This is a genomic window from Niallia sp. (assembly GCF_031978665.1).
In the GTDB taxonomy this organism is placed as follows: Bacteria; Bacillota; Bacilli; order Bacillales; family Cytobacillaceae; genus Niallia.
The window spans coordinates 99,344-114,036 of record NZ_DALZDK010000014.1 but is presented as its reverse complement, the minus strand read 5'-3'; the positions used below and the strand labels follow the sequence as shown (position 1 = coordinate 114,036).

Annotated in this window: 11 protein-coding genes; 9 read left to right on the top strand and 2 right to left on the bottom strand. The window is 34.9% G+C overall.

The annotated features are described in order from the left end of the window. Window positions 1-173: 173 nt before the first annotated feature. Window positions 174-389, bottom strand: a complete 216-nt coding sequence (locus RTL21_RS09875) for a hypothetical protein (RefSeq protein ID WP_312095709.1) — start codon at window positions 387-389, stop codon at window positions 174-176. A 298-nt stretch (window positions 390-687) separates the two neighbouring features. Between RTL21_RS09875 and glgB the strand changes: the two genes are divergently transcribed. Genes glgB through RTL21_RS09850 form a run of 5 tightly spaced genes read left to right on the top strand, consistent with a single transcriptional unit; the run spans window position 688 to window position 8,613 of the window. After that, the gene (gene glgB, locus RTL21_RS09870; protein WP_312095708.1) at window positions 688-2,628 is read left to right on the top strand and encodes a 1,4-alpha-glucan branching enzyme; all 1,941 of its coding nucleotides are present in this window, start codon (window positions 688-690) and stop codon (window positions 2,626-2,628) included. Continuing rightward, window positions 2,576-3,721, top strand: a complete 1,146-nt coding sequence (locus RTL21_RS09865) for a glucose-1-phosphate adenylyltransferase (RefSeq protein WP_312095707.1) — start codon at window positions 2,576-2,578, stop codon at window positions 3,719-3,721. Before glgB ends, RTL21_RS09865 begins: the two co-directional genes overlap by 53 nt. 23 nt (window positions 3,722-3,744) lie before the next feature. After that, the gene (locus RTL21_RS09860) at window positions 3,745-4,773 is read left to right on the top strand and encodes a GlgC family sugar phosphate nucleotidyltransferase (protein ID WP_312095706.1); all 1,029 of its coding nucleotides are present in this window, start codon (window positions 3,745-3,747) and stop codon (window positions 4,771-4,773) included. Further along, complete coding sequence (glgA, locus tag RTL21_RS09855) at window positions 4,770-6,224, top strand: glycogen synthase GlgA (protein WP_312095705.1); 1,455 nt, start codon at window positions 4,770-4,772, stop codon at window positions 6,222-6,224. The genes RTL21_RS09860 and glgA overlap by 4 nt, the downstream gene beginning before the upstream one ends. After that, window positions 6,214-8,613 carry a glycogen/starch/alpha-glucan phosphorylase gene (locus RTL21_RS09850; RefSeq protein ID WP_312095704.1) on the top strand — a complete coding sequence of 800 codons (2,400 nt, stop codon included), beginning with the start codon at window positions 6,214-6,216 and terminating at the stop codon, window positions 8,611-8,613. The genes glgA and RTL21_RS09850 overlap by 11 nt, the downstream gene beginning before the upstream one ends. A 67-nt stretch (window positions 8,614-8,680) precedes the next feature. On the opposite strand, the gene RTL21_RS09845 is transcribed toward RTL21_RS09850, so the two are convergent. Beyond that, entirely contained in the window at window positions 8,681-9,433 is a 753-nt protein-coding gene (locus RTL21_RS09845) for a TraR/DksA C4-type zinc finger protein (protein ID WP_396954431.1), read from the bottom strand. 303 nt (window positions 9,434-9,736) lie between these two features. Here RTL21_RS09845 and RTL21_RS09840 point away from each other — a divergent pair, with 303 nt between their 5' ends. From RTL21_RS09840 to menB, 4 genes are read left to right on the top strand one after another with little or no spacing between them, the layout of a single operon-like run. Then, window positions 9,737-11,116: an isochorismate synthase gene (locus RTL21_RS09840; protein WP_312095702.1), complete on the top strand. Its 1,380-nt coding sequence runs from the start codon at window positions 9,737-9,739 to the stop codon at window positions 11,114-11,116. A gap of 1 nt (window position 11,117) precedes the next feature. After that, the gene (gene menD, locus RTL21_RS09835) at window positions 11,118-12,863 is read left to right on the top strand and encodes a 2-succinyl-5-enolpyruvyl-6-hydroxy-3-cyclohexene-1-carboxylic-acid synthase (protein ID WP_312095701.1); all 1,746 of its coding nucleotides are present in this window, start codon (window positions 11,118-11,120) and stop codon (window positions 12,861-12,863) included. Further along, entirely contained in the window at window positions 12,773-13,681 is a 909-nt protein-coding gene (menH, locus tag RTL21_RS09830) for a 2-succinyl-6-hydroxy-2,4-cyclohexadiene-1-carboxylate synthase (protein ID WP_312095700.1), read from the top strand. The genes menD and menH overlap by 91 nt, the downstream gene beginning before the upstream one ends. 37 nt (window positions 13,682-13,718) lie before the next feature. Then, window positions 13,719-14,537 carry a 1,4-dihydroxy-2-naphthoyl-CoA synthase gene (gene menB / locus RTL21_RS09825; RefSeq protein WP_312095699.1) on the top strand — a complete coding sequence of 273 codons (819 nt, stop codon included), beginning with the start codon at window positions 13,719-13,721 and terminating at the stop codon, window positions 14,535-14,537. Window positions 14,538-14,693: the final 156 nt, after the last annotated feature.

Genomic DNA, 14,693 nt, shown 5'->3' with positions numbered 1-14,693 from the left:
TCAAGCGGTTAAGACACCGCCCTTTCACGGCGGTAACACGGGTTCGAATCCCGTACGGGTCATAAAAAAACGGATAGCATATGCTATCCGTTTTTTGTTTATCTTGTAATAATGAATAAGTTAGACACTAATCTCCAAATGGAAGAAGAATGGGGAATTGCAGTTATACTTTATTAAAAGTTTCCCCGTTTTAAGTCTTCTTCCAATTTATCCTCACTGGTAAGCAATTTGTTTCCCGGATTGTTTAAATCAAAATCGGAAAGAAATCCAGTATAGGGACCCCTAAACATATCAATAGCAAGTATTTTTTGATCTGGAGCTTCAAAAAATGGATTGATTTCTTTCGCTGTTTGCTCTTTAAGATATTCTTCTTCACTTTTGCTCATCATAATTTACCTTCCTTATAAAAAAATCCTTCTTATTATTTCTTATTATTGAAAATCTATGATAGAAATTCACAATCTAAATTAGTCAATTAAACATAAAAAGTTTTATAGTAACATAAAATTTTAAAAACAAAAAAGGATTTACACTTTATTGATAGAATATTAAAATTAATCACCTTTATTTCTTTGTACAATATTAGCAAGGAATGTCGCAAATTGTTTTGGAGACGGGAAAAAAGGGAATTGAAATGTACAAAGTGTAAAGTTTGGTCACTTAATATTATTTGTAATAGAAAGTAGGATGACAGTGGAGACAGTATATCCAACAGAATTTCAACTACATTTATTTCATGAAGGTAACTTGTTTGAGGGCTATAGGTTATTTGGCTCCCATGTTCATCATAAAAATGGAGAGGTTTACACCAGTTTTTGTGTATGGGCTCCAAATGCTCTTAGTGTTCAATTGGTTGGGGATTTTAATAATTGGAATGGTGAAGATTATTCCCTTGAGCGAATTAATAACGAAGGTGTGTGGCTTTTAAATGTAAATGAGGATTTAACAGGTGCAATATATAAATATAAATTAATCGCATCTGATGGAAGAGTTTTTCTTAAGGCTGACCCATATGCTTTTTTCTCCGAATTAAGGCCTCATACAGCTTCTATCGTTTATTCATTGGAAGGCTATAAATGGAATGATGCAAAATGGAAACAAAAAAAGGCAAAAAAGAATTATTTTAATGAACCACTAGCAATATATGAAGTTCATCTAGGATCTTGGAAAATCCATGATAATGGAGATCTTTATTCCTATCGAGAACTTGCCGATGAATTAATACCTTATGTTGTTGGGCAAGGATTTACACATATAGAGATGTTGCCTTTAGTAGAACATCCACTTGATATATCTTGGGGTTATCAAGGAACAGGGTATTATTCTGCAACAAGCAGATTTGGAGAGCCGAAGGATTTAATGTATTTAATCGATCAATGTCATCAGCATGGACTTGGTGTTATTTTAGACTGGGTTCCTGGCCATTTTTGTAAGGATGCTCATGGATTATACCAATTTGACGGAACAAGTCAATTCGATTATGCCACCCCTGTAGATAGAGAGAATTATGTTTGGGGAACTGCAAATTTTGACTTAGGAAAAAAAGAAGTACAGAGCTTTCTTATTTCAAACGCTATTTTTTGGATGGAGTATTTTCATGTCGATGGATTTAGAGTAGATGCTGTTTCCAATATTATTTATTGGCCAAATTCAAATGAAAACAGTGTAAATCAATATGGAATCGATTTCCTCCAAAAGCTTAATCAAACAGTATGTCAATATGATCCGACAGCATTGATGTTTGCTGAAGATTCTACTGATTGGCCACAAGTTACTGCTCCAGTCCATTATGGCGGAATAGGCTTCCACTATAAATGGAATATGGGATGGATGAACGATATTTTAACTTATATGGAAACTGAATCAGATAATAGAAAGCATGTTCATGATAAGGTTTCCTTTTCTCTACATTACGCATTTTCTGAAAACTTTGTTTTGCCATTTTCTCATGATGAAGTTGTTCATGGAAAAAAATCCTTAGTAGATAAAATGCCAGGAGACTATTGGCAAAAATTTGCTCAATTTCGTCTTCTTTTAGGATACATGATTGCACATCCAGGAAAAAAATTATTATTTATGGGAAATGAATTTGCACACTTTGCAGAATGGAAAGATAAGGAACAGTTAGATTGGATGTTGCTAGATTATGAGATGCACCAAAAAGCAAATGAGTATATGAAAGAATTATTAAAGATCTACAAAAGATCTAAGCCTTTGTACCAAATGGATCATGTGAGAGAGGGCTTTGATTGGATTGATGTAAATAATAGAGACCAGTCCATATTCTCCTTTATACGTAAAGCTGAAAAAGAAGAGGATTATTTAGTCGTTATTTGTAATTTTACTTATCATACATATGAAAATTACAGGGTGGGAGTTCCTCTAAATAATTCTTTCCGAGAGATATTAAATAGTGACACTGATAGATTTGGTGGAGCTAATTATATAAATAAAAAAGTAATACAAGCAGAAAAAGTAGAATTTCATGGAAAACCTTATTCTGTTCAATTAACGATACCAGCTTTTAGTATGATCATTTTACGTCCAGTTCAACATCGGAAGGGGAGAAAGGGAAATGGCAAAGAAACGGTGCGTCGCAATGCTTCTAGCAGGAGGAAAGGGGAGTAGACTATATTCTTTAACAAAGAGTCTAGCAAAGCCAGCAATTCCTTTTGGAGGAAAATATCGAATTATTGATTTTACTTTAAGCAATTGCTCTAATTCTGGAATAGAAACGGTGGGAGTTTTAACGCAATATCAGCCGTTGGTTTTGAATTCTTACATTGGAATAGGTAGTGCGTGGGACTTAGACCGTGTTAATGGAGGGGTAACTGTTTTGCCTCCGTATAGTGAATCATCTGAAGTAAAATGGTATACAGGAACAGCCAGTGCCATTTATCAAAATCAAAACTATTTGTCTCAATATGACCCAGAATATGTTCTTATTTTATCAGGAGATCATATATACAAAATGAATTATGAAGAGATGCTTGAATATCATATTAGTAAACAAGCAGACGCTTCTATTTCTGTTATTCAAGTGGCGTGGGAAGAAGCTAGTAGGTTTGGAATTATGAATACAAATAAAGAAATGGATATCATTGAATTCGAGGAGAAGCCGAAACATCCAAAGAATAATTTAGCCTCAATGGGTATTTATATTTTCAAATGGAAAGTATTAAAAGAATTATTAGAAGAGGATAATTTAAATAAAAATTCATCCCATGATTTTGGGAAAGATATTATTCCTTTATTAATAGAAAAACAGAAAAAGGTTGTGGCCTACCCATTTAAAGGGTATTGGAAAGATGTCGGAACAGTTCAGAGTTTATGGGAAGCAAATATGGATTTATTGGATGATTCTAGTAAATTAAATATATCTGATTATAATTGGAGAATTTATACAGTTAATCCAAACCATCCACCTCAATATATATCTTGTGATGCTCTAGTAAAAGATTCGATGGTGAATGAAGGCTGTATTATTAGTGGGAATTTAGAAAAATCAATTGTTTTTCAAGGGGTTACTGTAGGAAAAGGGACAATCATTCGGAGTTCTGTCATCATGCCTGATGCAAAGATTGGAAACAATGTTTATATTGAGAAGGCTATTGTCCCTTCTGACATTACAATACCAGATGGAATGGTCATTAAACCTAAAAAAAACGTAGATGAGGTAGTACTAGTTACAGAAGAAATGGTTAATGAAATGATTTCCTAACAAACTAGATAGGAGGGATTAAGATGATAAGATCAATGCTGGGCATAATTGATGCAACAACGAATATGGAAGATTTAGAAGAGTTAACTGCTCACCGCACACTCGCTGCTCTTCCAATCGGAGGACGATATCGCTTAATCGATTTTGTTCTTTCTAATATGGTAAACTCTGGAATAGGTAGTGTCGCTATTTTTCCAAAGTATCAGTATCGCTCTTTAATGGACCACTTAGGTTCAGGAAAAAACTGGGACTTGGATAGAAAGAGAGATGGATTATTTTTCTTCCCCGCATCCATTTCTGATGCAAATACCGATGGAATAGGATCTTTTAATCATTTTGCGGCAAATATGGATTATTTTCATAGAAGCAAACAAGAATATGCGTTAGTTGCAAATTGTTTTACTGTGTTTAATATGGATTTTACTCCTGCATTAGAACGCCATCTTGCTTCTAGTTGTGATATAACGGAGATCACGAATAATGGTAAATCATTAGAAGTATATTTAATTAAAAAATCAAAGCTAATCGATTTAATTAATTCAAGAGATGTAACAGGTTATACCTGCATGAAGGATGTAGTGTTAGATATTAATAATCAGCTAAAAATATGTGAATACGAATATAACGGCTATGCCGAAAAAATAGATTCTATATCTAATTACTATCGTGTAAGCAAGGATATATTAAAATCAAAAGTATGGAATCAGCTTTTTATAAAAGAGAGACCAATATTTACAAAAGTGAAAGATGAGCCACCTACTCGTTACACAAATAAGGGAGAAGTAAAAAACTCCATGATAGCAAATGGCTGTTTTATTGAAGGAGATATTACGAATAGTATTATTTCAAGAGCGGTTAAGGTCGGAAAAGGTTCTAGTTTAAAAAATTGTATTATTATGCAAAAATGCACAATTGGAGAAAATTGTCATTTAGACTCTGTTATTTTAGATAAGGATGTTATTGTGGAAAGTGGTACAGTGATGATAGGTACTGCTAGTTCTCCATTTGTAGTAAGAAAAGGAACAGTCCAAGGAGCGTTGATGAATTCGTGAGAGTATTATTTGCAGTTTCAGAATGTGTGCCATTTATAAAATCAGGAGGACTAGCAGATGTTGCTGGTTCTCTTCCAAAAGAATTAAAAAAACAAGGAACAGATGTAGCAGTAATCATGCCAAAATATCAAGATATTCCAGCACATTTACTTGCTAATATAAAGAAGAGATGTTATTTTTTTGTTCCAGTAGGCTGGCGAAATCAATATTGTGGAATTGAAGAATTAGAAGTGGATGGAATCACTTTTTATTTTATTGACAATGAGTGGTATTTTAAAAGAAGTGGCTTATACGGTTATGGGGATGATGGGGAACGTTTTGCATTCTTTAATCGAGCTGTATTAGAAAGTTTGCCTTACTTAGATGATTATCCTGAGATTATTCATTGCCATGATTGGCATACCGCAATGATTCCTTTCTTATTGAATGCTGACTATAAATGGAAAAAAGAGTATAGCAATATTAAGACTGTTTTTACCATACATAATCTTCAGTTTCAGGGAATATTACCAAGAGGTGTTCTTGGTGATTTATTTAATTTAAATGATTATTATTTTACGCCCAATAATCTTGAGTTCTATGGAAATGTTAATTTGATGAAGGGGGGACTAATCTCTACTGATAAAATTACAACAGTAAGTCCTACCTATAAAAACGAAATCCAAACAGAATATTATGGGGAGAAGCTGAATAATGTATTAAAGCAGAGAGAGTCTGATTTATATGGCATTATAAATGGAATTGATGAAGAAACCTACAATCCAGAAACTGATCCAGTAATTGCAGCTAACTACACGGTTTCTTCTTTAGAAAAAAAACAAGAAAATAAACGATTTATCCAACAAAAGTTTGGATTAAAGGAAGATCCAGAAATCCCAATAATTTGTATGATAACAAGATTAACTAGCCAAAAGGGATTAGAACTAGTTAGACATGTTTTTCATGAAATAATGGAAGAGGATGTACAATTTCTTGTATTAGGAACAGGAGATCCGGAGTTTGAAAACTTTTTCCGTGAAATGGAAAATACGTATTCAGACAAATGTAAAGCCTATATTGGATTTGATGAAAACTTAGCACATCAAATGTATGCAGGTGCAGATTTATTTCTAATGCCTTCAAAGTTTGAACCTTGTGGATTAGGTCAATTGATTGCTTTACGATATGGAAATATCCCAATTGTTAGAGAAACAGGTGGACTTAATGACACGGTTTTCTCTTATAATGAATGGACAGAAGAAGGAAATGGATTTAGCTTCACCAATTTTAATGCCCATGATATGCTTTACACGATTAGAAGAGGTATTCATTTTTATAAAGAGGATAAAGAAGTATGGCATAAACTAATGAAGAATGCGATGTCGATGGATAATAGTTGGGCTCAATCTGCATTCAAGTATAATCAATTATATGCAGAGCTTATCTCAAGGAGTGAATCCCATGTTTTCTAATAAGGAACGTTTTAAAAGGTATTTTTTACAAAGGTTAGAGATGACATATGGAAAAACCTTTGAAGATACAACAAGCAGTGATCATTTTCAAACATTAGGTCACATGATCAGAGAGTATGTAAGCTCGAATTGGATTCAGACAAATGAGCAAAGTCGAAAAAATAAGAAACAGGTTTATTATCTTTCGATTGAGTTTTTATTAGGAAGATTGCTTCATAATAACCTTATTAATTTAGGTATTGATCAAATAGTAATAGAAGGATTAGCAGATCTTGGTATTGATTTTTTTGAAGTTGAAGATATTGAACATGATGCAGGTCTTGGAAATGGAGGATTAGGAAGGCTTGCTGCTTGCTTCTTAGATTCTCTTGCAACATTAGACTTGCCAGGACATGGTTGTGGAATTCGCTATAAGCATGGCTTATTTGAACAACGAATTGTTGATGGTTATCAAATCGAATTGCCAGAGCAATGGTTAAAGCAAGGACAGGTTTGGGAAGTTAGAAAAGAAGATTTAGCGGTGGATATTTATTTCTGGGGAAATATTGATATGTATGAAAGAAATGGGAAGTTACAGTTTCGGCATTTAAATGCCGAAACTGTAACAGCAGTACCCCACGATGTGCCAGTTATTGGTTACCATACGACAACTGTAAATACTTTGAGGCTCTGGAACGCAGAGCCATCTTCCTTAATTGCAAAAGAAGTGAAAGATATTATGCGCTATAAGAGGGAAACAGAATCGATATCAGGATTTTTGTATCCAGATGATTCGAATGATGAAGGGAAAATCTTACGCTTAAAACAACAATACTTTTTAGTATCTGCAAGCTTGCAGTCCATTGTTCGAAATTATAAGCAACAACATAAAAATATTAGTGAAATACATCACTATATAAGTATCCATGTAAATGATACACATCCAGTATTGGCAATCCCAGAGCTAATGAGAATATTAATGGATGATGAAGGATTAGGATGGGCTGAAGCATGGAATATTACTACGAAAACTATTTCTTACACCAATCATACCACGTTATCTGAAGCATTAGAGCAATGGCCGATCTATATTTTCCAGCCCTTATTACCAAGGATCTATATGATTATTGATGAAATAAATGAGCGTTTTTGTAAAGAGCTATGGGATAAGTACCCTGGTGATTTTTCGAAAATTGAGAAAATGGCAATAATTGCACATGGCATGATTAAGATGGCTCATTTAGCATTAGTGGGCAGCCATAGTGTAAATGGAGTAGCAGAAATTCATACGGAAATTTTAAAGAAACGCGAAATGGCAAATTTCTATGAGTTTTATCCAGAAAAGTTTAATAATAAAACGAATGGGATAACGCATAGAAGATGGTTAATAAAAGCTAATCCAAAGCTTGCAAATCTAATTTCGCAAACAATTGGCGATAAATGGATTGATGAGCCCACACAATTAAGAGAATTGCTTGATTATCAGGAAGATATCAATTTTAAAGAAAATCTTGCAGCGATAAAACAGCGTAATAAGGAGAGTTTAGCAAAGATTATTAAGGAGAAAAATGGTATCCTAGTAGATCCATCTTCTATTTTTGATGTTCAAGTAAAAAGATTGCATGCATATAAAAGGCAATTAATAAATGTCCTTCATATCATGTCTCTTTATAATAAGCTAAGGGAAGATCCATCTATTGATATGGAGCCAAGAACATTTATTTTTGGAGCCAAAGCTTCTCCAGGATATTATTATGCGAAAAAAATTATCAAGCTAATTAATTCTGTTGCTCAAAAAGTTAACAGTGATAAAAGGATTCAAGATAAACTAAAGGTTGTCTTTCTTGAAAATTATCGTGTTTCTTTAGCAGAACATATTTTTCCCGCTGCTGATGTTAGTGAACAAATATCAACGGCTAGCAAAGAAGCTTCAGGTACCGGTAATATGAAATTTATGATGAATGGCGCACTAACGGTTGGAACACTAGATGGAGCCAATATTGAAATGCATGATTTAGTGGGAGACGATAATATCTTTATCTTTGGAATGAATCCTGATCAAGTATTGGAACTATATCAAAATGGTGGCTATAGTTCTCGGGAGTACTATTACCATGATGATAGAATCCATGAGGTGGTCAATCAATTGAAAAATGGCTTCTTTGATCATCCATCCAATGAATTCGATCCAATTTTTGATTCCTTGCTAATAGAGAATGATCAGTTTTTTGTATTAAAGGATTTTCATTCCTATGCAAATATTCATGAAAAGGTCAATCAAGCATTTAAGAATAAGCAAGATTGGCTACAAAAAAGTATTGTGAATATTGCTTTGTCAGGACATTTTTCAAGCGATCGGACAATTAAGCAATATGCTGATGAAATTTGGCATATAAAGCCCTATTCGTAATATATAAAGGAGATTCTTCTGGAATCTCCTTTATATATTTTAAGTTTTAAAAGAAAGGTGGAGAGGCTTATTCCTCTTCTTCCTCATTATCTTCCGTATATCCATCTGTTTCATGGTAAGGCACATCGCCAAAAGGAGCTTCAATTCCTTCATCATCTAATGCTTGCTCATATTTTTCATGTACTTTAGAACGATAAACAGTTCTTTCGGAACCATCGATATTTGTGGCTACAAATGTTTCATAGTCCTCAGTAAAGCCCTCATCATCGTCTTCTCTGTCATATAGGCTGCCATAATCTTCGAAATCTCCTCTTAAATCTGATGGCGTCTCAGATGTCCCATAGCGGGCAACCTCCTGAAAACTATCTTCGTAGTCTCTGACAGCACCTGTATCATAGTGACGGTATTGGTTTCCATGCGCTAATTCCAAGACATCTTCTTCGACTGGTCGATCAGATGCAATAAATTGGTCGTGGCTATATTCCTTAAGAGTTAGAGCAGTTGGAATTGCTTCCAATCTTTCATATGGAATTTCTTTGCCTGAAACTTTACACACTCCATAAGAGCCGTCTTCGATTGCATTTAAGGCGTTATTAATGCTATCTAATTCAGATTGATCGTGCTGTTCTAGCGCAAAGTCTTTTTCTCTTTCATACAATTCTGTTCCCATATCTGCCGGATGATTATCATAATTAGATAATTCTCCAACAGATTCCCGTGCATTTTCTTCACTTACGTATCCATCAATTCGATTCAATATATCTGCTTTTCTTTCTTCAAGTTCACGCTTTAAATGATTTATTTGCTCTGTCGATAACAAGTTAAACACATCCTTATCCATGCAATTGTAATAATGGTAGTATAAGCGTATTTAGGAAAATTAAACGGTAAGACAAGTTGTTTCTAAATTTCCCTTTTTTATTGATATCAAACCTAAACACAATTAATCGTGTAGTTTCTATAAAATAATCAAAATTTGGAAGCTAAGAAATCACTATGATTGACATAATATAAAGGACAGGTGTATCGTAAAATATGCTAAAATAATGAATGAGCGTATATCTTTGAACCAATATAATCAAGTAGAAAATTCTTGATTTGTTTTAGGGGGATTCACAAAGGGATGAATGATAGCAGAGAAACAATGGTACAAACAAAAATAAGGGATAGTGTTTCTCCTACAATACTAGTTAGTGAAGTTAAAAAGCTAGAAGAAAAGATGGATATTCTTGAATTTTTTTCTAAATTCCATGCCTATAAAGGAAAACGTTTTTTTTGGAAAGATCCTTCTGGAAAAAATAAGTTTGTAGGAATTGGTATCTGTGAAAGAATTGAATGTTCTTCAGGGGAAAGCTCTTATTCTTATGTGGAGAAGAAATGGAAGCGAATATTAGAAAGTGCGATTGTATACAATGAGTTCCAACATATTGGAATCGGTCCAGTTCTTTTAGGAGGATTTTCCTTCGATCCGCAAAAAGAGAAAACACAAACTTGGAATGGCTTCTCAGAAGCTCATTTTTATGTGCCGCAATTTATGTTAAGTGAAATTGATGGAAGTCAATTTATTACTACGAATATTTTGACCCAAACAGATAAAAAAGAATATGCGAAAGAGGAACTGAAGAAACAATCTTTTGCATTTCATAATGGGATAGAAGAATCTACTACTTATTCTTTTCCAGCGATTGAGAAGGTAACAGAGGTTGATTGTAAAAAATGGAAAGAGACAGTGGACAAAGTAATAAGAAAATTAGACGGTCATCTTAAAAAGGTAGTACTAGCTCGAGCAAGTAAAGTGGATTTTACAAGGGAAATAGTGACAGAACTTGTTCTGAAAAATTTAATACAACAACAAAGCAACGGTTATATTTTTGCCTTGGAAGCTCATGATAAATGCTTTACAGGCGCCTCTCCTGAAAGATTGGTAAAAAAAGAAGGAGATACCGTTTTTTCTACATGTCTTGCAGGTTCTATTTCTAGAGGAAATAACAAGGAAGAAGACAATGCGTTAGCAGAAGAGTTGTTTTCTGATTCGAAAAACAGAGAAGAACATAACTATGTTGTTAAAATGATAAAGAATGCCATGGAAAAAGTATGTAGTACTGTAGAAATGCCAGCAGCACCACAAATAATGAAAATGCGAGATATTCAGCATCTTTATACCCCTGTTAGTGGGAAGGTGAAAGAAACGGAATCCTTAATCTCCTTAATCCAATTATTGCACCCAACTCCAGCCCTCGGTGGATATCCCCGTGATGAAGCATTAGAGGTTATTAGAGAGGTGGAGGGATTGGATAGAGGGATGTACGGTGCTCCAATTGGTTGGCTTGATTATAAGGGCAATGGGGAATTTGCCGTTAGTATCCGTTCAGGACTATTACATGGAAACGTTGCTACAATCTTTGCTGGATGTGGTATTGTTGCTGACTCTGATCCTGAATTAGAGTATATCGAAACAGCTATTAAATTTAAGCCAATGCTAACTGCGTTAGGAGGAAAATAAAATGAATCATCAGCAACAGCTAACAGCCTATTTGCATGCTCTTATATCTGAGTTAGTAAAGAATGGAGTAGAGCATGCTGTCATTAGTCCTGGCTCGAGATCCACTCCAATCAGTCTATTGCTGGCAGAACAAGAAGCGATAAATGTCCATGTTCATGTGGATGAACGCTCTGCCGCTTTTTTTGCCTTAGGAATTGCAAAAGCGTCCAAAAAACCGACCATATTAGTATGTACATCGGGAACAGCTGCCGCTAACTATTTTCCTGCTATCGTAGAGGCGAAGATTTCTCGTATTCCGTTAGTTGTACTTACAGCAGATCGTCCACATGAGCTAAGGGATGTAGGTGCACCTCAGGCGATAGATCAGCTTGATCTCTATGGAAAACATGTGAAATGGTTTATGGAAATGTCCACACCTGATAATAGTCCAGGAATGATTCGGTATGCTAAAACAGTGGGAGCAAGAGCGGTTGCGATGGCAACGCAGCATCCAAGTGGTCCAGTTCATATAAATATCCCATTACGAGAGCCGTTGATCCCTGATTTAGATAATCTCGAACACTATCGCTTAGAAGAAAAGGAAAAGCCGTCAATACGAATTGAAACAGGAGAATTTAGAATTAGTGATTCTTATTTTCAAGACTTAGCAGCTAGTCTTGAGGGAAAAGCGGATAGGAAAGGAATAATTATATGTGGAGAGATAGATAAAGAAGATTTTTCAGAGAAAATTATTCATTTGGCTGAAAAGACTGGTTTTCCTATTATTGCTGATCCACTCTCACAACTGCGAAGCAATAATGCAGAAAATGATCTTATTATCGACACATACGATACTTTTTTAAGAAATGAAAAGGTGAAAATCGCTTTAAAACCAGACTTGATAATCCGTTTTGGAAGTATGCCTATCTCTAAGCCACTGACCATTTTCCTACGCGAAAATGTAGAAGCACAGCAGATTGTTGTAGATGGCGGAAGTGGCTACCGGGACCCCAATCAGCTGACAACGGATATGGTTTATTGTGAAGAAGGGTATTTTTGTAAAAAGCTTGCGTCTATTATTTCATATTGCTCAATAAATCACTATTTGCATAAGTGGATGGATATGAATGAGCTTACTAAAAAAGAATTAAAGCAAACAGCGAAAATTCAAGAAATAAGTGAAGCCAAGCTATTCCATAGCTTGGGAGAATTAATTCCTGATGATGCAGTGTTATTTGTAGGGAATAGTATGCCTATTCGTGATTTAGATACATTTTTTCATAAACAAACAAAAAAGGTTACGATTATCGCAAATAGAGGAGCGAATGGAATTGATGGGACAATTTCTACTGCTCTTGGGGTTGCTGTCATTAAACAGCCATTATTTTTAATTGTTGGCGATTTAACCTTTTTCCATGATTTAAATGGTTTAATCCTTTCCCAACTTCATAATCTTCCGATAACGATATTGTTAATCAATAATAATGGTGGAGGGATCTTTTCTTTTCTGCCACAAGTCGAACTTCCAAGACACTTTGAGCTGTTGTTTGGGACTCCGTTAAATATCGAATTTAACCATGCAGTCGAAATGTATAAGGGGCAATATGAGCTGGTTGAAGACTGGCATGCTTTACAGATGCTCTTTCAACAGAGTGATTTTACAGAAGGATTAAGGGTTTGGGAATTACGAACAAATCGAGAAAAAAATCTTTTGGAACATCGGCAAATGACCGAAAAGATTCAAAAGGTGTTAAATCAGCAATTTTAAAGGTGAAGACTATGATTATCGAAATAGAGAATGTAAATTATCACGTGACGATTGATGGAGAAGGAGAAGCTCTTTTATTATTACATGGATTTACTGGCGATAGTGGAACATGGCATCCGTTTATTCCTTTATGGAAGAAAGACTACAAAGTAATAACAGTCGATATCATTGGGCACGGAAAAACAGATTCACCGAAGGAATTAGAAAAGTATACAATGAAGGAAAGTGTGAAGCATTTAAAAGATGTGATTGATTACCTTCATATCGCTCCTGTTCATTTATTAGGCTATTCGATGGGTGGACGGTTGGCTTTGGCATATTGTATGGAGTATCCCGAAACAGTAAAAAAACTTATTCTTGAAAGTGCCTCTCCAGGCTTACGGACTGAAATGGAGAGAAGGCAAAGACGAATACAAGATGACAATCTGGGAGATTCTATCCTTGAACACGGTATAATAAATTTTGTGAACAAATGGGAGAAGATTCCTTTATTTAAAAGTCAAGATCGGTTAGATTTAGCAAATAAGCAGGCTATAAGAAATCAACGGCTAGCAAATAATCCAATTGGATTAGCAAATAGCTTAAGAGGAATGGGAACAGGGGCACAAAGCTCTTATTGGTCCCAAATCTCAAAGCTTCAGGTAGAGACGCTTTTAATCACAGGAGAACTAGATCGAAAGTTTTTTCAAATTGCTGAAGAAATGGTCGAGATTAACAAAAAAATGCGGCATTTGAATGTAAATGATGCTGGCCATGCAATTCATGTGGAGAAACCTGAAATTTTTGGTACAATAGTAATGGAGTTTTTAAGGAGCTGACATAAAGGTTCAGCACCGTGATAAGGAGGAAAAAATAATGACAGTGGAATGGGTAGCTGGCAGACAATATGAAGAAATCATTTATGAAACATATAATGGAATTGCCAAAATTACAATTAATAGACCCCATGTACATAATGCATTTACGCCGAGAACAGTTAGTGAACTAATCGATGCGTTTGCAATGGCAAGAGATGACAGCAATGTGGGCGTAATTATTTTAACAGGTGCAGGAGATAAAGCATTCTGTTCTGGTGGAGACCAAAAAGTAAGAGGTCATGGTGGATATGTTGGTGAAGACCAAATTCCACGTTTAAACGTGCTTGATTTACAGCGTTTAATTAGAGTTATTCCAAAGCCAGTAATCGCAATGGTAAAAGGCTATGCAATTGGTGGAGGACATGTTCTACATATCGTCTGTGATTTAACGATTGCTGCAGATAATGCTGTTTTTGGACAAACTGGTCCAAAGGTAGGTAGCTTTGATGCTGGGTATGGTTCTGGCTATTTAGCAAGAATTGTTGGTCATAAAAAGGCAAGAGAAATTTGGTTCTTATGCCGCCAATATAATGCACAAGAAGCATTAGATATGGGATTGGTTAATACGGTTGTACCACTAGAAAAAGTAGAAGAAGAAACGATTCAATGGTGTGAAGAGATTTTAGAGAAGAGTCCAACTGCACTTCGCTTCTTAAAAGCTGCGTTTAATGCAGATACAGATGGATTAGCTGGTATTCAGCAATTTGCAGGAGATGCAACGCTATTATACTATACAACAGATGAAGCAAAGGAAGGACGTGACTCCTTCAAGGAAAAACGTAACCCAGATTTTGGCCAGTTCCCACGTTTTCCTTAAATAGAAAAGGTATATTAATAGTAGGCTATCAAAATGGATAAAATAGTTATTAATGTACAAGCTTTTAAAAAAAAATAACAAAGGGTGACACTCGTTCTTAGCAAATGTAATTTTCGACATTGCTAATGATAGTGTCACCTTTGTTTATATAGAGAA